General features: G+C 64.4%; 18 protein-coding genes. 10 read left to right on the forward strand and 8 right to left on the reverse strand.

The window, feature by feature from the left end:
• Positions 1–70: 70 nt before the first annotated feature.
• The 9 genes from IB275_RS13110 (at position 71) to IB275_RS13150 (ending at position 10,164) form a co-directional block, all read left to right on the forward strand.
• On the forward strand, positions 71–2,779 hold the full coding sequence (locus IB275_RS13110; RefSeq protein WP_494514428.1) for a type VI secretion system tip protein VgrG: 2,709 nt from the start codon (positions 71–73) through the stop codon (positions 2,777–2,779).
• Positions 2,776–4,689: a phospholipase D-like domain-containing protein gene (locus tag IB275_RS13115; RefSeq protein WP_192296371.1), complete on the forward strand. Its 1,914-nt coding sequence runs from the start codon at positions 2,776–2,778 to the stop codon at positions 4,687–4,689. The genes IB275_RS13110 and IB275_RS13115 overlap by 4 nt, the downstream gene beginning before the upstream one ends.
• The gene (locus IB275_RS13120; RefSeq protein WP_494514429.1) at positions 4,689–5,456 is read left to right on the forward strand and encodes a tetratricopeptide repeat protein; all 768 of its coding nucleotides are present in this window, start codon (positions 4,689–4,691) and stop codon (positions 5,454–5,456) included. The genes IB275_RS13115 and IB275_RS13120 overlap by 1 nt, the downstream gene beginning before the upstream one ends.
• A gap of 1 nt (position 5,457) precedes the next feature.
• Positions 5,458–5,988 carry a DUF6396 domain-containing protein gene (locus tag IB275_RS13125; RefSeq protein ID WP_494514430.1) on the forward strand — a complete coding sequence of 177 codons (531 nt, stop codon included), beginning with the start codon at positions 5,458–5,460 and terminating at the stop codon, positions 5,986–5,988.
• Positions 5,981–7,309 carry an SEL1-like repeat protein gene (locus tag IB275_RS13130; protein ID WP_225607865.1) on the forward strand — a complete coding sequence of 443 codons (1,329 nt, stop codon included), beginning with the start codon at positions 5,981–5,983 and terminating at the stop codon, positions 7,307–7,309. Before IB275_RS13125 ends, IB275_RS13130 begins: the two co-directional genes overlap by 8 nt.
• A gap of 109 nt (positions 7,310–7,418) precedes the next feature.
• Positions 7,419–8,459 (forward strand): AraC family transcriptional regulator, encoded by a 1,041-nt coding sequence (locus tag IB275_RS13135; RefSeq protein ID WP_192296369.1) that lies wholly within the window; start codon positions 7,419–7,421, stop codon positions 8,457–8,459.
• A gap of 91 nt (positions 8,460–8,550) precedes the next feature.
• Complete coding sequence (locus IB275_RS13140) at positions 8,551–9,003, forward strand: universal stress protein (protein ID WP_045209392.1); 453 nt, start codon at positions 8,551–8,553, stop codon at positions 9,001–9,003.
• 159 nt (positions 9,004–9,162) lie between these two features.
• Positions 9,163–9,414, forward strand: a complete 252-nt coding sequence (locus IB275_RS13145) for a hypothetical protein (protein WP_192296368.1) — start codon at positions 9,163–9,165, stop codon at positions 9,412–9,414.
• Between the two features lie 147 nt (positions 9,415–9,561).
• The gene (locus IB275_RS13150; protein ID WP_192296367.1) at positions 9,562–10,164 is read left to right on the forward strand and encodes a hypothetical protein; all 603 of its coding nucleotides are present in this window, start codon (positions 9,562–9,564) and stop codon (positions 10,162–10,164) included.
• Between the two features lie 9 nt (positions 10,165–10,173).
• Here the strand turns inward: IB275_RS13150 and IB275_RS13155 are convergent, their stop codons facing one another.
• A complete protein-coding gene (locus IB275_RS13155; RefSeq protein WP_192296366.1) occupies positions 10,174–11,073 on the reverse strand; it encodes an acetoacetate decarboxylase in 900 nt (299 codons plus the stop codon).
• Between the two features lie 203 nt (positions 11,074–11,276).
• Here IB275_RS13155 and IB275_RS13160 point away from each other — a divergent pair, with 203 nt between their 5' ends.
• Positions 11,277–11,672: a DUF4280 domain-containing protein gene (locus IB275_RS13160; RefSeq protein ID WP_192296365.1), complete on the forward strand. Its 396-nt coding sequence runs from the start codon at positions 11,277–11,279 to the stop codon at positions 11,670–11,672.
• A 6-nt stretch (positions 11,673–11,678) separates the two neighbouring features.
• Here the strand turns inward: IB275_RS13160 and IB275_RS13165 are convergent, their stop codons facing one another.
• The 7 genes from IB275_RS13165 to tssE form a co-directional block, all read right to left on the reverse strand.
• A complete protein-coding gene (locus IB275_RS13165) occupies positions 11,679–12,224 on the reverse strand; it encodes a toxin-antitoxin system YwqK family antitoxin (protein ID WP_192296364.1) in 546 nt (181 codons plus the stop codon).
• A gap of 10 nt (positions 12,225–12,234) precedes the next feature.
• Complete coding sequence (locus tag IB275_RS13170) at positions 12,235–14,235, reverse strand: type VI secretion system Vgr family protein (RefSeq protein WP_192296363.1); 2,001 nt, start codon at positions 14,233–14,235, stop codon at positions 12,235–12,237.
• 38 nt (positions 14,236–14,273) lie between these two features.
• The gene (locus tag IB275_RS13175) at positions 14,274–14,783 is read right to left on the reverse strand and encodes a hypothetical protein (protein ID WP_192296362.1); all 510 of its coding nucleotides are present in this window, start codon (positions 14,781–14,783) and stop codon (positions 14,274–14,276) included.
• A gap of 500 nt (positions 14,784–15,283) precedes the next feature.
• Positions 15,284–17,833 (reverse strand): type VI secretion system ATPase TssH, encoded by a 2,550-nt coding sequence (gene tssH, locus IB275_RS13180; RefSeq protein ID WP_192296361.1) that lies wholly within the window; start codon positions 17,831–17,833, stop codon positions 15,284–15,286.
• Positions 17,833–18,846 (reverse strand): type VI secretion system baseplate subunit TssG, encoded by a 1,014-nt coding sequence (gene tssG / locus IB275_RS13185; protein WP_192296360.1) that lies wholly within the window; start codon positions 18,844–18,846, stop codon positions 17,833–17,835. Before tssG ends, tssH begins: the two co-directional genes overlap by 1 nt.
• Positions 18,810–20,636, reverse strand: coding sequence for a type VI secretion system baseplate subunit TssF (gene tssF / locus IB275_RS13190; protein WP_192296359.1), 1,827 nt, complete (start codon positions 20,634–20,636; stop codon positions 18,810–18,812). The genes tssG and tssF overlap by 37 nt, the downstream gene beginning before the upstream one ends.
• Positions 20,620–21,048: a type VI secretion system baseplate subunit TssE gene (gene tssE / locus IB275_RS13195; protein ID WP_192296358.1), complete on the reverse strand. Its 429-nt coding sequence runs from the start codon at positions 21,046–21,048 to the stop codon at positions 20,620–20,622. Before tssE ends, tssF begins: the two co-directional genes overlap by 17 nt.

Here is a 21,048-nt window from a genome sequence, read left to right on the forward strand (position 1 = left end):
GACCGGGCTGACTGACAAGGCCGCAGCCTAACTGGTGGGATCGACGTTCTCCCCGGAACGGACGCCCGCCATGCTCATCGATGCCGCCCACCGCTTCTTCGATCACAGTCGTCATACGCTTAGTATCAGGGACGTCACCGCGCCGCTCGATGTCCTGGCCTTCACGGGAGACGAAGCGCTCAGCCAGCCCTTCGCCTACCGCATCGAATTCACCAGCACCGATCTCGACCTCCCCGCCGACTCGTTCCTCTGCAAGGACGCCAGCTTCAGCCTGCGCGCGCCGCCCGAGCAGTTAGGCATTCCCGGCTACACGCCGCCGCTCGCGCCGCCCCTGCGTACGCTGTACGGCACGATCAGCCGCTTTTCCCTGCTGGCCATGTCACGGGACGAATCCCGCTACAAGGTGACTTTCGTCCCCCGTCTGAAGCTGCTGGGCCTCGCTCGCCAGTACCGCATTTACCAGAACCAGAGCGTGCCGCAGATCGTCGAGCAGGTACTGCGGCGCAATGAGTTCGAAGGGCAGGATTTCCTCTTCGAACTGACCCGTGAATATCCGCAACGCGAACAGGTGATGCAGTACGGCGAGGATGATCTGGCGTTCATCCAGCGCCTCACGGCCGAGGTGGGCATCTGGTACCGCTTCAGCATGGATGAGCGCCTGCGCATCGAGGTACTGGAATTCCACGACGACCAGCGTCAGTACCTGCCCGCGCCACCCTTACCGCTGCGCCCGCTGTCGTCACTGGAGTCCAGCGGACAGGATGCCGTCTGGAACCTGCAGGACAACCATGAAGGGGTCGTGCAGAGCGTCAGCAATCGCGCCTACTACTACCGCGACGCCGGTGCTGAGCTGGACGCCAAGGTCGACCTGCTCAGATCGCCAAAAACCACCTACGGCGAGGCTTACCACTACGACGAGCCACACCGGAAACTCGGCGACGCCTACGCCCAGGACGAAGACCTGGAAAGCGAAAGCGGCTACTTCTACGCGCGCCTCGCCCACGAACGCTACCTCAACCAGCGCACGCGCCTGACCGGTTTCACCAGCAGCCCCGTGCTCCTTCCCGGCCAGATAGTGAAGCTCGACGGCGCGGATAAGCGCTTCGCGGCGGGCGCGGTGATTGTCGACCTGCAGTGCCGCGCTGCTCGCGACCGCAGCTTTGAGGTGCAGTTCGAAGCCATCCCCTACGACGAACAGGTCTGCTTCCGCCCGGAAGTGCCGGCCAAGCCGGTGATCGCCGGTACCCTCCCGGCGCGCGTCACGAGCCCCGAGCCGAATGACCTGTACGGCCACATCGACATGGAAGGCCGCTACAAGTGCCATTTCGTCTTCGACCGCGACACTTGGCCCGCAGGCCGCGAGTCAATGTGGCTGCGCCTGGCCCGCCCCTACTGCGGCGACACGTATGGGCTGCACCTGCCTTTGATACAAGGCACCGAAGTACGGATCGCCTTCGAAAACGGCGACCCGGACCGGCCCTACATCGCCTACGCCATGCACGACTCGCGGCATCCCGACCACGTCACCCTGAAAAACTACAAGCGCAACGTCCTGCGCACACCGGCCAACAACAAGCTGCGCTTGGACGACTCACGTGGGAAAGAGCACATCAAGCTGTCCACGGAGTACAGCGGCAAGAGCCAGTTGAATCTTGGCCATCTGGTAGATGCACAACGGCAGCAGCGCGGCGAAGGCTTCGAGCTACGCACCGATGGCTGGGGCGCAGTACGGGCCGGCAAGGGTGTGTTCATCAGCGCCGACGCCCAGCCCGGCGCACAGGGCCAAACGCTGGATATGCAGGCCGCCGTTCGTGAGCTGGAGCAAGCCCTGGAGCAGATCCGCGCCATGGCCCGTGATGCCGCGCTGGCCGTGACACACGAGCCCGACCAGTACGCCCCCGAGCAGCTCAAGGCCGCTCTGGAACTGCTCCGCGAACCCGGCATCCTCGCCTCGGCGCCTGACGGTATCGCTGCCACCAGTGGCGGACACCTCCAGCTGGCCGCTGGGAAAAACCTGATCGCCACCGCTGGCGCCAACATGGATATCAGCGTCGCCAAGCGCTTCACCGCAGCAGTCGGCGAAGGCATCGGCCTGTTCGCCAGGAAGATGGGCATGAAGCTCTTCGCCAATCAGGGGCCCGTCACGATCCAGGCGCAGAACGATCGGATGGAACTGCTCGCCCGCCACGGCCTGGAAATCACCAGCACCGAGGATGAGGTGCACATCGTCGCGAAGAAGAAAATCACCCTCAACGCAGGCGGCAGCTACATCACCTTCGACCCGTACCGCATCGAAGCGGGCACCAAGGGGGACTTCAACATCAAGGCCGCGCACTTCTCCCTGCGCGGGCCCGCCAGCATGCCGGCGACCCATCCTGAGTACCCGAAGCTCCAGTCCGTGGCACGCGTAAAACTGCGTATTTCACGAGCCCCCACCGCAACCCAGTCAACCTGGGCCGGCATGCCCTATACCCTGTTTGCTGATGGAGCACCTCTCCAGCAAGGCGTGCTGGACAAGAGCGGCTACCTCGTCTTCGACCACCAGGTCGTTACCCGGCAGTACCGCCTGGAGCTGGCCAACGGAGTCAGCTACCGAATTCCGGTGCCCGACGATTACAGCAATCCGGAACAGGGACGGCTGGCCAGCCTCGGTCTGCAGAATCACCCGTCGCCTTCCGATGATCCCGAGATCGGCCCGCCCTCGAAACATACCGACCATCGCACCGACTACGCCGACTTGCTGAAAGATATCGCCAAACGGGCGGGAGACCAGTCATGACCACCTGTGAAATCGTTGTGCCTCTGGCACTGCAATACGGCAATGAAATCACCTGCAATTCTCCCTGGTTTGTCACAGACACCGAGTACAAGCCCAGGCCTGCCAGCTACAAACCGCTGATCAATGGCGAAGAGGCTTTCCGCGCCGTGCATGAGGCCATTGCCAAGGCAACCAGGTCGGTCGACATCATCTGCTGGGGCTTCCAGCCGTCGATGTACTTCATTCGAGATGGCAGTGCTCCCAGTATCGGAGAGCTGTTGATGGCCAAGGCGAAGGACAAGAACAACCCGGTGCGGGTGCGTATTTTGGGCTGGGAGGCGCCTTACAACCTGGCAGGGACAGCGGGGGAGTCCAACCTGCCGAATAAAGGAGTGATTGGGATAAAGGATCGCGCGGGGCAAACATCCTCGGACGAGCAATATGCGTACGACCGGAGTTGGTTTCAGGAATGCTCCGCCATGGACATTGAGGCGACGTACTGGACCAAGGCCAGTCCGATATTTGTCAGTCGTGGCTTTGACGTGTTGCAACGCGCGGAAATCGTCTACCAAGCGAAGCTGCATAGCCTCGACCCTGACCTCAGCAAAATGACGTTATTCTCGCTAGCGGCAGCGCCCACTCACCACCAGAAGACTGTCCTGGTCGACTACGAAATCCCCGAGCGCGCCGTTGGCTTCGTCATGGGCCACAACATGCTCGACGAGTACTGGGATACCGACCAGCACTCGGCCAAAGGTCGCGGCCGCGACATGCCCCCTCCGAACAAGGGCGCGCGCGGTCGGTTACCACGGCAGGACATTTCCAGCCGCGTTACCGGCCCGATACTGGCTTACCTGCACCACAACTTCGCCTCTGCCTGGCGTCGGCAGACTGGCGAGGATCTGTTTGTACAGCGCAACGACACCCTGGTCGCCCGTCAATTGCGGCCTGCCCCTGCCCACGATGAAGCGTTGCTGATGGCCCAGCTCCTGCGCACCCAGGCCCAGGAGGACAAGCCAAAGCGCGATATCGAGACGCTCTACCTGCAGACGGTCAAGAACGCCACCCAATTCATCTACATCGAAAACCAGTACTTCCGCTGGCCCGCACTGGCCGACGTCATTCTGGAAACCGCAAAGAAGCAAACCAAAAAAGGCCGAAAACCCGGCGAACATGGCGCGCTGCACCTGTTCGTGGTCACCAACGCCAATGAGGAGGGTGTGGGCCCCGGCGTCGCCAACACCCAGCGCATGCTCGAACGCCTGGGCCGCGAAGACGGCATGCCGATCGTGACCAAGCTGCGCCGCATCGAACAGGCCAAGCAACGCGCCGCCGAACTGGAGCCAGCCTGGCATGAGCGCCTCGAACGCAAGGTCACCGAGCTGGTGACGGCACTGCCCGATGCCTTGCAGGGCACGGACCTGGGGGCAAGAGCGCGGGACGCCCAGCGCCAGGCTGACGAGCAGGCACCCCAACGCAAGAAAGACCTTGAGGAGGAAATCGACGCCATCATCCGCAGCGAGATCAAGCGTCCACCGGAACGGCCCGGCCTGAAAATCCATATCTGCTCCCTGGTGGCCAAGGACTCGCCTCCCGGCGCCTGGATGCCGGTATACATCCACTCCAAGCTGATGATCATCGACGACGTCTTCACCACCCACGGCTCAGCCAATATCAATACCCGCAGCATGCAGGTGGACAGCGAGATGAATATCGCCCACGAGGAAATGGGCGTGACGCAACCCATGCGGCGGCGATTGTGGAACCTGCATACCAATGGGAAGGGGGCGCAGGATGATCCGAAGGAGGCATTTGATGCTTGGGGGGAAATCATAGCGACAAACAAAAGACTTCAAGCAGCCAGCCTTCCCACTGAAGCCCCCATCATCGAGTTCTTCTTCGACCCCATCGAGCTGGAGAACAAGGACTGATGCGCCGTCTTCTCCTGCTTGCCTGCCTGTTGCTTGCTGCCTGTGATTCGGGCAGCAGCACCGTCAATGCCCCACCAAAGGATATCGCCGTGGACCCGCTCTCCCAGATTCGCGCCAACCTGGCCTTCACCTGCAAGCACGAAGAGTTCCCGACGCCCACGGCGGACAGCGACCTGCTCTTCCACTACGCCCGCTGGCTGCAAAAGAACAACCAGCTCAACGAAGACCCGGCCGTGGATGTTCAGGTGGAACGCCTCTACCGCATTGCTGCTGAACATGGCCATGCCAAGGCCAGCATCAACCTGCAGAACGGCTCCATGCAAGGCACGTTCAAGCTGCGCACTGCCGAACACTTGCGCTTAGCCGAAGCATTGATCGATGCCAAGGTTGGTTCCGGCTACGCCTTCATTGCCATCGCTCTGCAACAGGGCGCGTTGGGTTTGGTGCAGGATAAGGACATGGCTTTGCGTTACTACCGCAAGGCAGCCGATATGGGCAGCCCCGAGGCTCAGTTCTATGTAGGTGAAAAACTAGAGCCCAAGGGTGCAGCACCACAAGTGGCGTTGCAGATGTTTCGTTGCGCTGCGGAACAAGGGGGAGGGAAGGCTGCACTGGCTTTGGGAATCTCTTTACAAATTAACAAGCAATATCGTGAAGCGTTAGAAGTATTCCAGCTTGGAGTCATGGCAGGCGATGAAATCTCAGCGGGTAAATTGGGTAAGGCTTTTCGTAATCCCCCCCCCTTCCAACAGCTTGCACTACCTTGATGTGCAGGAAGACCTCGAACGCGCTGACCGTTACAAAGCCATCTGGAGCATCCTCGCTGACTACTCCTACGCCTCGCCCAAAGTTCCCGAAATCAACGACATCCTCCCACTGCCGCCCGCCAAGCTGCCACCGTGGGACGGCAAGCTGAAATGGCTGGAGGATCGCAAGGTCAATATCCCGCCACCCAAGCCCAGCGAAGCGCTGATCAGCAAGTTGGCAAAGGACAAACACCTCGATCCCGCCACAGGCCGCCCCACGCCCGACTCGCCCAACTTCGTCCGCCTGCCGTCATCCCCCGTTCCCCCGATCTGCGTCAGCGGCGAACCCTGTCCACGCGGTGGTTATTGGCAGGCCATGGGTGTGCACTTCTCCTGGATCACCGTGGAAGGCAAGACACTGCGCCGCTTCAAACAAGGCGACACCCTCCCGACGCTGGTGCTCGAACGTCGTGAGACTCGCCTTTGGCCTCTCCCGAAAAAGGTCACCGTCGGCCCCGAACACGTCAGATGGATACTGCTCGGTGATGCCTAGGTTCTGGGGGCTTATCTGCCTGGCGCTGCTGCTGACCGCCTGTGAGGCCGGCAGTGCCGTCACTCCCCCGGAAAAGGTAATCACCGTGGACCCACTACCTCAGATTCGCGCCAACCTGGCCTTCACCTGCAAGCACGAAGAGTTCCCGATGCCCACGGCGGACAGCGACTTGTTGTTCCACTACGCCCGCTGGCTGCAAAAGAACAACCAGCTCAACGAAGATCCAGCCATGGATGTTCAGGTGGAACGCCTCTACCGCATTGCCGCCGAACACGGTCACGCCAAGGCCAGCATCAACCTGCAAAACGGCTCCATGCAGGGCACGTTCAAACTACGCACCGCTGAACATCTGCGCCTGGCCGAAGAGTTGATTAATGCCAAAGTTGGCTCCGGCTACGCTTTCATCGCCATCGCCCTGCAGCAGGGGGCGTTGGGTTTTGTGCAGGACAAGGACATGGCCCTGCGGTATTACCGAAAGGCTGCTGATATGGGTAGTCCAGACGCCCAGGCCTACGTGGCCGACAAGCTGGCGCCCAGCGATATGGCGCCGGATATCGCTCGGCAGATGCGTAATTGCGCGGCAGAGCAGGGTAATGGCTCTGCCGCTAGTGATCTTGGGGTCAATCTTCAAGGTCGCAAGCGTTATAAAGAGGCGTTAGAGGCGTTTCAACTCGGAGTAGCAGCAGGTGATGAAAGCTCAGCTTCTTTCCTAAACAACGGATTTCGCAATCCTCCTCTCTCCGATGAACTGTATTACTTGGACCAGAAAGAAGACCTAGAAAGGGCCGACCGCTACGAAAAAATCTGGAGCATCCTCGCGGACTACTCCTACGCCTCGCCCAAAGTTCCCGAAATCAACGACATCCTCCCGCTGCCACCCGCCAAGTTGCCGCCCTGGGACGGCAAGCTGCAATGGCTGGAAGAACGCAAGGCCAATATCCCGCCACCCAAACCCAGCGATGCGCTGATCGAAAAGCTGGCGAAAGAAAAATACCTCGATCCCGCCACAGGCCGGCCAACCCCCGAGTCGCCCAGCTTCGTCCGCCTCCCATCACTCCCTGTCCCGCCCATCTGCGTCAGCGGCGAAGCCTGCCCGCGCAGCGGCTACTGGCAGGCCATGGGCGTGTCCTTCTCCTGGATAACCGTTGAAGGCAAGACCCTGCGCCGCTTCCAGCAAGGCGACACCTTGCCGACGCTGGTGCTCGAACGTCGTGAGACTCGCCTTTGGCCTCTCCCGAAAAAGGTCACCGTCGGCCCCGAACACGTCAGATGGATACTGCTCGGTGATGCCTGGGTTCGGCAGTCTTTTGAGGCTCTGTAATATTCTGTTACGCCCGCTCTTGGCGGGCCTGCGAACGCGTTATGATGCGGCCATCGTGCGCCAGCCACATAACAAGAATCGCCGGCGCCCCCGATCGAGAGCAGCCTGCATGCCCAGTACAAGCATCGATGCGCAATACGACCTGGCCCTGGTTTCGCCCTTCCTGCTGCAGACCCTGGCCGAGGTCGCCGGTGACGAAGGCGTCAGCGGCGAGCGCCTGTGTCGTGGGCTCGGCTTCACCGCCGAGGAGCTGCAGGACCCGGACCAACGCGTCACCTACCGGCAGACGGTCGCCATGATCCAGCGCGCGCTTGCGGCATTGCCCGAGCGTGGTCTGGGGCTCTGGGTCGGTCATCGCAACGTGCTGGGTACCCTCGGTTTGCTGGGCCATGTGCTGTCCCTGTGCAAGAACCTGCGCGATGCCTTCGAGCTGGGCCGGCGCTTCCAGCACACCACCGGTGGTATCGCGGTGTGCAACCTGATCGAGGGGCCGCAAGAGAGCTTCATCGAAGTGGAGTGCCGGTTGCCCTTCGCCGACATCCAGGTGTTCGCCGTGGAGGAGTTCTTCGCCAGCCTGCTGGTCTACAACCGCACCCTGATCGGCCCCCAGTTCCAGCCCCTGCGCTTCGAGTTCACCCACGCCGCGCCCAGCTATGAGGCCGAGTACCGCCGCCTGCTCGGACCGAACCTGCAGTTCGGCTGCCTGCACAACCGCGTGGCCATCGCCAGCCACTGGCTGGATGTGCAACTGCCCAGCCACCATCCCGTCGCCCTGCGCCAGGCGCTCAGCCTGCTGGAGGCGGAGTCCGCTCCGGTGCAGCAGAAGACCGGCCTGCTGGAAACGGTGGAACGCGCCATCGCCCGTGACCTGGCCCACGGCAGCCCGATCGACAAGGTCGCCAGCGAGCTGAACATGAGCAGCCGGACCTTGCGCCGCCGCCTGAGCGAGCACGGCATCACCTTCGATACGTTGCAGGACCAGGTGCGCCACGCCCGCGCCATGAGCCTGCTGAACAACCCGGAAATGCCCATCGAGCGCATCGCCGAGGCGCTTGGCTACAGTGACGTGCGCGGCTTCCGCCGCGCCTTCAAGCGTTGGACCGGGCTGAGCCCGTCCGCCTGCCGTGACGAGGTCGCTCCGGCGCACTGATGCGCCATGGGGCGATTACATTGACACGGCACAAGGGCGTTCCTGGCCCGGGCAGTTAAGGTCGAACGGCCCAAACAACGAGGAGCACAGCATGTACGAGCACGTACTGGCCGCCGTCGATGGCAGCCCCGTTTCGTTCCGAGCCCTGGCCGAAGGCGCACGGCTGGTCCGCATGAGTGGCGGTGAACTGCACGTCATCACCATCGTCGACCGTCCGCTGGGACACCTGCCTTATTACGCCAAGTACTACGACGCCGAGGCGCTGCACGCCGCCGCGCTCAAGGCTGCCGACGACATCCTCAGCAAGGCTCGGGAGGTGGTCGGCGAGTACGCCGTACCCGCTACTTACCAGCGCGTCACGATGGAGACCACCGGTGAGGAAGTCGCTGACCGCATCGAAGCCGAGGCCGATGCCGTCAAGGCCGATGCCATCGTCATGGGCACCCACAGCCGCCGTGGCGTGCATCGCCTGATGCTCGGCAGCGTGGCCGAAGGCGTACTGCAGTCGAGCAAGCGTCCGGTGCTGCTGGTGCGCGATCACTGAGGTTGCGCGGCCGGCTGCGGGACGCTGCATGCACCCGTCTTCTTGGCCTGGCCTGCCTTTCGTCGAAGAGTGCGGCGAACCCCACGCCGCCATCGGCAAGCCCGCAGGAAATCGGCTGTACTGGAGAGTCTCTATCCCTGTGCTGCAGGAGGTGACGCCATGACCCGTTCCCTGTTCACTGCTTTGGTGGCGGCGACCTTCCTCGTCGCCTCGCTTGGTACCGCCTGGGCCACGGAGCAGGGCAACCAGCGCCGCCAGGCGCGGGATGTGCGCCAGGAAACCCGCCAGGATGCGCGCCAGACCAAGCAGAATTGCCGCGCCGCCGACCAGCAGTACAACGCCCAGTGCCGGCAGGACAAGCGCCAGACCAAGCAGCAGGGGCGCGAGACCGCGCGGGACATCAAGTACTGAAAGCGCCAGAGCGCGACGTGCCGCACGGTGGATGGCCGGGCGGCTGCTACGCTCGCTGTAATCACGCAGCCATGAAAGAGCGGCATGCGGCCTCGGTACTTGTCCGCAAACCCCGAACGCAAACACCCTGATGCAAGGAGTCGCCTGATGAGTGTGTCCCGTTGGATCTGCCTGTCCCTCGCCGCTGGCGTGCTGGTCGGCTGCCAGAGCCAGAAGAACGATGAGCTGAGTTACCAGTACGACAGCACCGAGTCGGTTGCCAAGGGTGTGCCGGGCGGCGCGATGACCGAGACGGAGGAGATGCAGGCCAGCGTCACTGCCATCGATCGCAGCAAGCGGACCTTCACCCTCAAGGATGACCACGGCAACAGCCGCACCCTCCAGGCGCCGCCGGAGATGCGCAACTTCGACCAGCTCAAGGTGGGTGACAGGGTCCGCGCCATCGTTGCGCTGGAACGCCTCGTCTTCCTGCGCGAGCCGGGCCAGGAAACCGGCAGCGGCGGCGCCGGGCTGCTGGCCACGGCGCAGCCGGGCAGCAAGCCGGGCATGCTCGCGGCCGACACGGTGGAAATCACCGCCACCGTCAAATCCATGGACACCGCCAAGCGCACTGCCACCCTGCAGTTCGCCGACGGCAGCCAGCACACGGTCAAGGTCCGCCCCGACGTGGTGATGAAGCCCGAGTACCTCGGCCGCCAGCTGGTGATGCGGGTGACCTCCGCCGTCGCCGTCAGCGTCCAGCCGCAGTAGGGCGTCTGTTCAGGGCTGGCTCTCCAGCGGCGAGGGCAGGTGGAGCACGATCTGCGCATCCTTGACCACGTCCAGGCGCAGGATGCGCGCCGCGCCCAGGCCATCGAGCAACTGGCTCAGCGGCCCGCCGTTGCGGGCAAGCCTGACGTTGCCGGGCAGCAGCTTCTGCGCGTAGGCCAGGGTGTTGCTCTGCACGCGCGTCTGGTGCCAGCGGCCATCGACCTGATGGACCATGGTGGCAGTGCCCAGGCGCGATTGCGGGGTGGCGATCTCCAGTGCCGGCAGCGGCGCCCGCAGGACGAGGTCGGCTTTGCCGTCGGGCCCCTGGATGCTGGCCGACACTTCGCTGCCGATCTTCACTTCGATGCCGGTGCGCCATTTCGGCAACTGGTAGCCATGCACGCCGCGCACCCGCGCGATCTCGGTGGAAACCGGCAGGGCCAGCACATGGGCGACGAAGCTGCGGCGGCGCACGGCGTCGAACAGTTCCAGGGCATGGCTGCCCCTGGCGCCCGGCCGGCGGATGACGATGGCGACCGAAACTTCATCGTACGGGTCGTTGTCGCACACCGAGTAGGAGAAGAAGGTCAGCGCCACCAGCCCCTGGCCGGGCAGGGCGCGCAGCGGTTCCAGCGGCACCGGCAGCGTGGCGCGCAGGCGGTCGATGGGCGCCAGGAACAGCAGCTGGATGCTGCTGGTGCGATAGTAGAAATTCGGCGCCCAGGTCGGCCCGACGCGCGAGGCGACCATCTGCTTGGGAATGCGCCGGAAGTAGTCGATGTTGCCGGCGGCGGGATCCCTCGCCACCTCGTTCAGGTCCGGGTTCATCCGGTAGCGGTCGTAATAGCCGCCCTCGATCACTTCAACGCTCTGGGTGCCGAACTCGACTGCCTTGAACTGCGCCTTCATCTGCTGACCTCTGCTTGACCCTGGTGGGAGCCGCCGAGTGTTGCAAGCCGGTCGGCGGATGGGCTCACCCTAAGTTTAAAGTTAACTTTAATGTCAAGCAGGATTCTGCCGGTCGGCGGAGGTCTTAATGCTGGGCGCAGTGGCGCGAAGCTGGCTACGCTTGAGCAGGTTTGGCCAAGGCAGGCATCAGGCGAGGTGATTCCATGGGCTGTCCCCAGGTTTGCAGCGGCGCGACGCTGCAATGCAGTTTCGGTGTCGCACCGTCGGTGCTCAATGTGCTACCGGTCAATCGCACCCTCACCGGTGGCATGCCGGCGGCCAACCTGCAGGATCACATCCCCCTGTTGAACATCCTGCCCTTCGGCCTGTGCTCCAGCCCGGCGAATCCGACCGTCGCCGCCGCTACCGCAGCTGCCCTCGGCGTGCTGACGCCGATGCCTTGCATCCCTGCTACAGCCGCGCCGTGGATCCCCGGCGGCGCGCCCACGGTGCTACTGGGAGGCATGCCGGCGCTGGATGCCAACGGCACGCTGATGTGCACCTGGGGCGGGGCGATCAAGGTGGTGTTTCCTGGCCAGATGCAGATGCTGATTCCCTGAGTCCGCTCAGGCCCCGCTGGCCTCGCCACGGCTGCCCAGCCACCAGCGCAGCCGCGAAATAGGTTTGCCATTGTCGTCCAGCGGGCGACCATCCTCGGCATAGGCGCGCGGTTGATCCAGCGGCGCACCTTTCGCATAGCGGGCTTCCTGTGCCAGTTGGCCGTTACCGTGAAAGCGGCGGAACGGCCCTTCCTGAACACCTTCGCGGTAGAAGGCCTGCTCGACCAGCGTGCCATCGGCGAGATAGCTGCAGGCCTCGCCATGCATCAGTCCGTCGCGGTAGCTGACCCTGCGCTGCAGCCAGCCTTCGGCCGCAAAAAAACGCGCCTCGCCCTGCAGGCGCCCGCGTACGTAGGGCAACTGCGCACTGACCTGGCCGTTGGGGTGGTAGAGCGTGCTGGTGCCGTGCAGTTCGCCGTCGCGGTAGTCCAGGCTGGCCTGCGGGCGGCCGCGCTCGCTGATGCGCAGCGGGCCTTCCAGTGCGCCGTCCTGCAGGCGGCCCTGCAGGGTGCTGTCGCCGCGCTTGAGGTCGAGGGTTCCGCTGTTGGCCATGTCCTTGTCCTCAGTTGACCTTCACCAGTCCGCCCTTGAGGGTCAGCATGCCGCCGCCGTCCACCGTCTGCTCGGCGCCAGCCTTGCTGGTGAGGCTGACGCCGGCGTCGTTGGTCAGGGTGGTGCCGGCTTTGTTGGTGAGCGAGGTGCCCGCCTGGTTGGTCAGGGTGGTGCCGGCCTTGCTGGTCACCGAAGTGCCGGCCTGGGCGGCGAGATCGGCGTCGGTCTTCAGCGTCAGGCTGCCACCGCTCTGCAGGGTGAGGGTGCCGCTGACCTTGATGGTCAGGTTGCCGTCCACCGTCAGCTCGAAGTTGCCGCTGACCTGGTGGCTGTAGTTGCCGCCGGTGCTGTGGGTCTGGTCGGCGCCGACCTTCACCGTGCGCGTATCCTTCACGTCCAGCGTGTCGCTGCCGGTCTGGATGGTCACGCTGCGCTTTCCCTTCTCCAGGGTGATGGTCTCGTCGCCTTCCTTCACCGTGCGGGTGCGGGCGTTCTGCACCGTGAGCGTCTCGTCGTGGCCGATGGTGGCGGTGCTGTCGTTGAGCACGTTCACCTTCATGTCCTTCTGCGCTTGCAGGAAGACTTCCTCGGCGTCCTTCTTGTCCTCGAAGCGCAGCTCGTTGAAGCCGCCGCCACCCTTGGACGAATTGGTCTTGATGCCGGATTGCGTCTGGTTGTCCGGCAGCGCATAGGGCAGGGCGTTGTCGCCGTTGTAGACGCAGCCGGTGACCAGCGGACGGTCCGGATCGCCGTCGATGAAGGTGACGATTACCTCCTGGCCGATGCGCGGAATGAACTGCATGCCGAAGCCCTTGCCGCTCCAGGGCAGCACCACGCGCACCCAGCAGGACGAGGCCTCGTCGTTCTTGCCCTGCAGGTCCCAGGGGAACTGGATCTTGATGCGGCCGTACTGGTCGGTCCAGATTTCCTCGCCAGCCTTGCCCACCACCTTGGCGGTCTGGGTGTGCATGCGCGGCTTGGGTGTGGTGCGGGGAGGGCGGTAGGCGGTGGCCTTGGGGATGGCCTCGAAGCGATTGCGGTGATGCTCGTGGTCGGCCTCGTGGGTCACCGAGGTCAGCACCCAGTCGATGTTCAGGCTGGCGTCATCATGACCGGTGAGGGTGAACCAGTGTCCCGGCACCAGCCAGCGGCAATCGCTCTCGCCAATCAGGCGCTTTTCCTGGCTGCGCAGGCCGTCCACCCGCTGCTTGGTCAGCGCATCGCCACGGGCCTTGGCGGTGTAGCCGCCGGGATGCTCGTACTGCGCGCGCGGCCCGGCCTCCGCCTGAGCCTGGGAATAGAGCGAAGTGGTGGGTGTGGTGAACTCGTAGTCAGTGGCGCTGTAGGTTCCGGCCACCGCCTGCAGGCAGTACTGCGCCGAACGGATGCCGTGCAATTCGCGCACGCCGATTTCCTGGCCCAGGTACGGCACCTTGGGCCCGTTGGGGATAGGCGGGAAGGCGTCGTTGCTGTCCGCCAGGACCAGCGTGTGCTTGCCCTCTTCGTGGGTGAAGAACCAGAAGATGCCTTCCTCCTCCAGCAGCCGCGAGACGAAGGCGAAATCACTCTCGGCGTACTGCACGCAATACTCGCGCGGCTCGTAACTGCCGCTCAGAGAGAGCTTGAAGTCGGTGAAACCGTGGGCCTTGAAGATCGTGGTGACGATGTCGCTGGCGGCGAGGTTCTGGAATACGCGGTTGTTGCTGGCCAGGGTCAGCCACCAGAGCCAGGGGCGCAGGACCAGTTGGTAGCGGTCGGCGGTGGCATCGGCGGGGAGCTGGTGGATTTCGGCGACCAAGGCATCGAGGGAGCGTTGCTGAGTGTCGTTGTGAATGACGAGAGTTGCCCGTGAGCCAATGAAGTTATTTGGGATCAGACTTGTAAAAGCGTACCCATGGACGGCAAGCTGATGAAGATGATTCAGGCTCTCCTCACCAGCCAAATATTGAGGGTATAGGACGCCGGAGAACGCTGTGATAAGCGCAAAGCTGGCGTTGGCGTCTGAAGGCATGATTCATATGTCTCTCTTCAACCTATTGGGCTTGAAATCTATTCCATAATGAGTATGTAAAGACCGAAGTCATCTTTGAAGCTCAAAATGAACGCTTGTGTTTCGCTTAGGATTTCCAAGGCTGTCTGTCGATGATTGGAAATGCTACCAATACCTATGACGAGGGATGTGAGACTATTGCACCCGAAACTTATCAGGGTTTTGACCAGAGGATTTTCCTCGAGCTTCGACTTGTCTGAGAGTAGAGCCTGGACCATGGTCATCCCTGAAGTGAGGCCGGTTTTCAGAGACTCGGCTTTCAATTCGATGGCGTAGCCTCTCGTATTCAGCTTGCATAATATATCGAGCGATTTACGGCTGGCATCATAATTCTGTTCTCGGACGACAAGGCCGGACTTCGATTTCAAATAGATCGCCAGTTCAACCTGTAGCCATATCTCCCATTGGGCATTTGTGTCCATGGCGCTCTTGATACGCTCAGAAATGGTACTTGAGGCAGCCCAGTTCATGAGTTCCCCGCAAAAGGTTATGGCTTCGTTGCTAGGCATACTTTACTCCAGATATGCTGTTATCAAGGTTGTGTCTGGGTCAGTTGATCATTTCGCAAGTGTCGATGTCGTAACTGAATTCCGAGATTATAAGTTGACGGACGCTGATTCGAAGCCCACCCTGAACGGTTGATACGATGTCGTTAATCAGATCGACGACTTTCTGGTTTCCAGAAAAATTAGAGCCATGGGTTGCATGGGACTTATTGGTTATGTTCCATCTTGAGCAGAAGTCGACTCGCATTTTTCTTGCGTCACTGATATTGATAATTTTTATAAGCTCTGCGGAAAGCGGGGACTGCTGTCGAACACCATGCATTTTTTTGGGAGGGGTGCAGTTGCACATGATGGGGCGTAGCAGTTCCGGTCCTATATAGGTCTTTAAGCATTCTAGGCACTGGTATTTATAAGTGGGCATGCTCTCTCCTGATCATTTTTCATCCTGTGTGCCAACCTGATGCGGTTCATTGTTTCCCGCAGTTGCACAAGTGCATTAACTGTCACTCCAGCACCCACTCCGCCAACTTCCCCGTCACCTCCGCCATCAGCACATTCTCGATGTCCCGTGCCCCCGCCGAACTGCACTTGGCGAGCACCGCCTTGACGATCGCCTGGTCAAAGTCGAACTGCTTGCCGGTGGCCGCCTTGTAGCGTTCTCGGAGTTTTTCCAGCTTGGCGATCACGATGCCTTCCAGCGTCGTTTCCTCCAGCGGGCGGTAGGGCACCACCGTCATGCGCGCGAGGAAGGCGGCACGGAAGGCTTGCAGCAGCACCTTGCGCAGTCGCTCGTCGAAGACGGGTGTGGCGATCTGTTTGGGCGGGGTGTCCAGCAGCAGTTCGGCGCCGACGTTGCTGGTGGCGAGGATTACGGTGTTCTTGAAGTCCACCACTAGGCCGGTGCCGTCTTCCATCACGCCCTTGTCGAAGACGTTGTAGAAGGCTTCCAGCACGTCCGGGTGGGCCTTTTCGATTTCGTCCAGCAGCACCACCGAGTAAGGGCGGCGGCGCACGGCTTCGGTGAGCACGCCGCCGGTGCCGTAGCCGACGTAGCCGGGCGGGGCGCCCTTGAGCTGGCTGACGGTGTGGGCTTCCTGGTACTCGGAGAGGTTGATGCTGATGAGGTTGCGCTCGCCGCCGTAGAGGGCGTCGGCCAGGGCGTAGGCGGTCTCTGTCTTGCCCACGCCGGTGGGGCCGAGCAGCAGGAACACGCCCACCGGCTTGGCCGGGTCGGTGAGGCCGGCGCGGTAGGCCTGGATTCGCTGGGCGATGGTGCCCAGCGCGGCTTCCTGGCCCATCACCCGCTGGCTCATGCGCTGGGCCAGGGTGCGGATGGCATGGGCCTCGTCGGCGAGCATCTTGCCCACCGGGATGCCGGTCCAGCCGGCGATTACCGCGGCGACGGTCTTCGAGTCGACCTGTTCGGGCACCAGCGGGTCGTCCTCGCGGATGGCGTCGAGGCCGGCTTCCAGGCGTGCCAGTTCGGCAGCCAGGTGATCGATGCGGCCGTCGAGCTCTTCGTCGGGCTTGGCGGCGTCGGCGCTCTCGCTCAGGGTCAGCAGTTCATGGCGTGAGCGCAGCAGTTCGCGCACCGCCTCGCGCTCTTCGCCCCAGCGTTTTTCCAGGGCGCGGATGGCCGAAAGGTTGCCCAGCGACTCCTGCTCCAGGCCGGTGATGCGTGCGCTGTGGTCCAGGCCGGTGGCCTGTTCGCGGCGCAGGCGTTGCAGCTCTTCCTCCACCGCCAGTTCGCGGTGGCGCAGGTTCTCCAGAGCCGGCGGCACGTCGTGCTGGGCCAGGGCAACGCGGGCGCAGGCGGTGTCCAGCACGCTGATGGCCTTGTCCGGCAACTGGCGGCCGGAGATGTAGCGGTGCGAGAGCTTTACCGCGTCCTGGATCGCCACATCAAGCACCTGCACGCCATGGTGCTGTTCGAGCTTCGCGGCGACGCCGCGCAACATGTCGACGGCGGTAGCCTCGTCGGGCTCCTCGACCTGCACCAGCTGGAAGCGCCGGGCCAGCGCCGGGTCCTTCTCGAAGTACTTCTTGTATTCCAGCCAGGTGGTGGCGGCCAGGGTGCGCAGCTCGCCACGGGCCAGGGCCGGCTTGAGCAGGTTGGCGGCGTCGCTGCCGCCTTCCGCGCCGCCGGCGCCGATCAGGGTGTGGGCCTCGTCGATGAACAGGATGATCGGCTGCTCGCTGCTGCGCACCGCGTCGATCACACCTTTCAGGCGCTGTTCGAACTCGCCCTTGACCCCGGCTCCGGCCTGCAGCAAGCCCAGATCAAGCACGCGCAAGATCACGCCTTGTAGCGGAGGCGGCACCTCGCCGGCGGCGATGCGCAGGGCCAGGCCTTCGACCACGGCGGTCTTGCCGACGCCGGGGGCGCCGACCAGGATCGGGTTGTTCTGCCGACGGCGCAGGAGGATGTCCACGCATTGGCGGATCTCGCCGTCGCGCCCGACTATGGGGTCGATGCGCCCGGCATGGGCGTCGGCTGTGAGGTCCTGGGTGTACTGGTCGAGCCCACTGTCCTGGGCCGCTGCGCTGGCGGGTTTTGCCTTGTCCGGGGTGCGGGCACCGGCGGGCTGCTCGCGAGAGCCTTCGGTCCACTCCAGGAGTTTCTCCCGCAGCGTCTCGTGGGGAATGCGCAGCAGCGACGAGGCGCTGTTGAGCAGCAGGGCGCGGCGCTCCTCGCGGTCGAGCAGGGCGAGCAGGAGCAGCCCGGAGCGGATCGCCGGCTGGCCGAGCACGCTGGCCTGCACCACCGCATCCTCCAGCAGGCCGATGGTCTGTGGCGAGAGCGCCGGGGTGCGCGTGCTGCCGATGCGGAACAGCTCCAGGGCGGTGTTGATCTCGCCCACCAGCTGGTCGCGCTCCAGGCCGAAGCGCGGCAGCAGACGGGCGAGGTCGCCGCCGTCGATGTCCAGCAGTTCCAGCAGCAGGTGTTCGATCTCGACGTAGTGGTGCGTGCGTTGCAGGCAGCGCTGTGCGGCGCGCTCCAGCGCGCGGCGGGATTCGGGGTTGAGGCGGCCGATCAGGCTGGCGAGGTCCATCAGGGCATCTCCGCGTGGCGCAGGGTCAGGTCGATGGGTTTTACGGCGCCGCCGCTGCGGCGCAGGCCGGTGTTCCAGTTCAGTCTCGGGCCATTGCCACGTCCCAGGGCCAGCGGCCCGCTGGCGCGCACCAGCAGACGCAGCCGGCAGTCCAGGTCGGGGCCGAAGTACAACGCACAGAGGTGGGCCAGCAGCGGATAGGCGATGCCGTCCGGGAAGAAGTGCCGAGCCGTGGCTTCGTCCAGCGGGCCGAGGCGCAGATGGAAACCGGCGTGTTCGTCCCATACGCGGGTGCCGGCGATGGCGTCACGGCCAAGGCCCAGGTTGGCGCCGCCGCGTTGCAGCACGCTGCGGCGGGCCGGTGGAATCTCGCGCCAGGCGCCGGCATAAGCCTCGCACTCGGCGGGGATGCCGAACTGCTCGCGGAGCATGGCGGCGAAGCCGACCAGCGAGCGACGCTGGCCGCTGAAGTGTGCGCTGCGGCCGAGCACGCTGGCGTCGGGCATCGCGCCGCGCTCATGCAGGCCCTCCGGCAGCAGCCCCGCCAGGGCCCGCAACGGGCGGTGCAGGGGGGCGGCGGATGGGGTCTGGAAACCTACCGCCAGCCGGTGTTTCCGCAACACCCGGTAGAGCAGGCTGAGCAGGCGGTGCTGGAACAGGTCGAGGAATTCGGCGGGGGCGTGGTCCTTCTGCCGGGCGCGTTGCTGCAGCCATTCCTGGTAGGCGTAGGGCAGGGCGCCGTCGGCACCGCCCAGGCCGAAGATCGAGGTGCTCAGCAGCGGCCGGCCGTCCTCGTCTTCCAGGGCGTCGATCTGGCTGGGGGCGAACACCGGCGTCAGTGGGCCGCGCAGACGCAGCGCTTCGGCGTCCGGACGGCTGCCGTGACCCAGCGGTGTGGCCTGGGGCTGTTCGTGTTCGAGCAGCAACAGGGCCTGCAGCCACTCGAAGCGGTGCGGCTCGGCGCGCAGGCGCCGGCTCAGAGAGTGATGGGCTGGCCGGCCTGGGGTTGCCATCGGCAAATCTCCTGGTCCGATTGCACCAGCACCGTGCGCACGAAGCGGTTGGCGTTGGCGTAGAGCGAAAAGAACTGTGCGAGCACGGCGCCGAACAGCACCGCACTGGCACCGACGAAGGCCTGGCGCTCCAGGTGCACGCGAACCTCCAGGCCGTTGCGCCAACCGCGCCAGGCATCGCTGCCGACGTGGTCCACCACGCGCGCGCAGTCCAGCCGGACCAGCCCTTCGATCTGCCGGGCGGCCAGCTTGTCTTCGCTGAAGTCGTGCAGCGCGAGGATTTCCCGCAGGGCGTCGAGGGCTTGCGGGCCTTCCACCAGCGACAGGTGGTTGAGCGTGAGCTGCGACACCAGTTGCCAGCGCGAGGGGCCATCGAGCCCCGGCTGGCATTGCCGGCTCGGTGCGCGCAGCAGGCTGGCGCGGGCCACCGGGCCGGGACGCTCGAAGGCCAGCTCGGTACCAGCCGGCAGGTACTCGGCGAGGCTGCGGTTGGTGCACAGCAGCTCCGCGCTGAGGCTGTACTGGGGAGTTTCTTCCAGGGGTTGCAGGCCGGCGTCCACCAGGGTCAGCAACAGGTCGCTACCGCGCCGGTTGGGCGTCATGCCCTCGACCCGCCGTGCGTGCCAGTAGAGACCGAATGCGCCGGAGCGGTGCTGGGTACCGTGGTAGGGCGCGACCTCGAGCACTCCCAGCGGGGTGCTGGCGCGCAGGGAACGGATGCTGTGGATCTCCACCGAGTTCTCGCGGTGGGCGTCGGCGATCAGTCGGTACTCGCTGCGCGTGCCGTCCGGCCGTAGCGGCTCGGAGGTGCGCGGGAACAGGTTGATCGCCGGTACGCAGCCCAACGCCAGGTCGCTGGCTTGCAGGGTCAGGCGGGCGGGCGCGGGGCGGTCGAAGAGGATGTAGAGGTAGAGCTGCTCGCCGCTGGCACGCAGGCCCTGGAGCGGCAGATCGAAGAAGGCGAACTTGTCGGGGAAGGCGAAGTACTCGGCGAGCAGGCGCAAGCCGGGATGCACGCGTTCGTCTTCCGGTAGCAGGGCCTGTTCGGCGGCGAAGCCGACCCGTTGTGGCAGGCCGGCGAGGCGTTGCGGTTCGGCACCCTCGGCTTCGGCGATGAGGCCGCAGGCATGGGCGCCGAGCAGGTCGTAGAGGGCGGCCTTGGCGACGGCGTTGGCGGTCAGGTGGATGCGCAGGCTATCGATGTCCAGGGCGGCCCAGCCGTCCTTGTCGAGGCAGCGCAGATCCAGTCGCAGGGCCCCACGCACGCCGGCACTGCCGGTGGCGGCCTGGGCTTCTTCGGCGCCGAGCAGCACGACTTCCTCGATGCGCAGCGGCCACAGGGTGACTTCGTCGGTGGTGCGCCAGTGCAGGGTCTGGCCGCGCAGCTCTTCGGGCAGTTCGATCCGCTCCTGGCCCGGCACGCTGACGAACAACGGGGTGCCGCGCGGCAGGTGGAAGCCGGCACTCAGCTTGCCCTTGGCCGGGTCCGGCTCGAAGCGCACCACGGCGCAGGAAGGCAGGGGCCGCAGGGCGAGGGGATAGAGTTGCTCCAGCAGGGCGTCGCTGAACTGCGCGTAGTCGTCGTCCAGGCGTCGCTGCAGCCGTGCGGCAAGCAGGGCGAAGCCTTCCAGCAGACGCTCGACGTGGGGGTCGCCGCACTCACCGGGGCCCAGCTCCAGCCGCCGCGCCACCTTGGGATAGCGCGCGGCGAAACCGGCGCCGGCGTGGCGCAGCCAGGTCAGTTCGCGCTGGTAGTAGTCCAGCAGTTCGGCATCAATCGAGTCGCTCATGGCGTACTTCCAGTGTTCCGCCAACGGGGATGAGTTCGAACAGGAGGGGGGCTCGGCCGGTGTCCTGGCGCAGGTTGCCGAGCAGGCGTACGCGCAGGCGTTGCGGGTACTGCGGATCGGCGTCGACCATCACTTCGCTCAGCCCCAGGCGTGGCTCGAAGCGGGTCACCGCGCGGCGGATTTCCCGGGCCAGGTGCAGGCGGTCGGCTTCGCGGCGGGCCTGCAGGGCGGTCCAGTCGGCGATGCCATAGGCCAGGATGCCGACGCCATTGCCAGCCGGACTGCGGCTGTTGAGCAGGCGTGACAGTTCCTGCGCGACTGAGGCCGCCAGGGCGCGCTGGTCGAAGGCCGGTTCCGCCTCTCCGGCTTCGGAGAGGCGGTCCAGCAACGGTGGCCGGGCGATGCCGTGCAA

The sequence above is a fragment of the Pseudomonas sp. PDM21 genome, from assembly GCF_014852505.2.
Taxonomy (GTDB): Bacteria; Pseudomonadota; Gammaproteobacteria; order Pseudomonadales; family Pseudomonadaceae; genus Pseudomonas.

Coding starts and splice junctions, on each gene's coding strand:
- IB275_RS13110 (WP_494514428.1), top strand. CDS start 71: ATGCTCATCGATGCCGCCCACCGCTTCTTCGATCACAGTCGTCATACG.
- IB275_RS13115 (WP_192296371.1), top strand. CDS start 2,776: ATGACCACCTGTGAAATCGTTGTGCCTCTGGCACTGCAATACGGCAAT.
- IB275_RS13120 (WP_494514429.1), top strand. CDS start 4,689: ATGCGCCGTCTTCTCCTGCTTGCCTGCCTGTTGCTTGCTGCCTGTGAT.
- IB275_RS13130 (WP_225607865.1), top strand. CDS start 5,981: ATGCCTAGGTTCTGGGGGCTTATCTGCCTGGCGCTGCTGCTGACCGCC.
- IB275_RS13135 (WP_192296369.1), top strand. CDS start 7,419: ATGCCCAGTACAAGCATCGATGCGCAATACGACCTGGCCCTGGTTTCG.
- IB275_RS13140 (WP_045209392.1), top strand. CDS start 8,551: ATGTACGAGCACGTACTGGCCGCCGTCGATGGCAGCCCCGTTTCGTTC.
- IB275_RS13145 (WP_192296368.1), top strand. CDS start 9,163: ATGACCCGTTCCCTGTTCACTGCTTTGGTGGCGGCGACCTTCCTCGTC.
- IB275_RS13150 (WP_192296367.1), top strand. CDS start 9,562: ATGAGTGTGTCCCGTTGGATCTGCCTGTCCCTCGCCGCTGGCGTGCTG.
- IB275_RS13155 (WP_192296366.1), bottom strand. CDS start 11,073: ATGAAGGCGCAGTTCAAGGCAGTCGAGTTCGGCACCCAGAGCGTTGAA.
- IB275_RS13160 (WP_192296365.1), top strand. CDS start 11,277: ATGGGCTGTCCCCAGGTTTGCAGCGGCGCGACGCTGCAATGCAGTTTC.
- IB275_RS13165 (WP_192296364.1), bottom strand. CDS start 12,224: ATGGCCAACAGCGGAACCCTCGACCTCAAGCGCGGCGACAGCACCCTG.
- IB275_RS13170 (WP_192296363.1), bottom strand. CDS start 14,235: ATGCCTTCAGACGCCAACGCCAGCTTTGCGCTTATCACAGCGTTCTCC.
- IB275_RS13175 (WP_192296362.1), bottom strand. CDS start 14,783: ATGCCTAGCAACGAAGCCATAACCTTTTGCGGGGAACTCATGAACTGG.
- tssH (WP_192296361.1), bottom strand. CDS start 17,833: ATGGACCTCGCCAGCCTGATCGGCCGCCTCAACCCCGAATCCCGCCGC.
- tssG (WP_192296360.1), bottom strand. CDS start 18,846: ATGGCAACCCCAGGCCGGCCAGCCCATCACTCTCTGAGCCGGCGCCTG.
- tssF (WP_192296359.1), bottom strand. CDS start 20,636: ATGAGCGACTCGATTGATGCCGAACTGCTGGACTACTACCAGCGCGAA.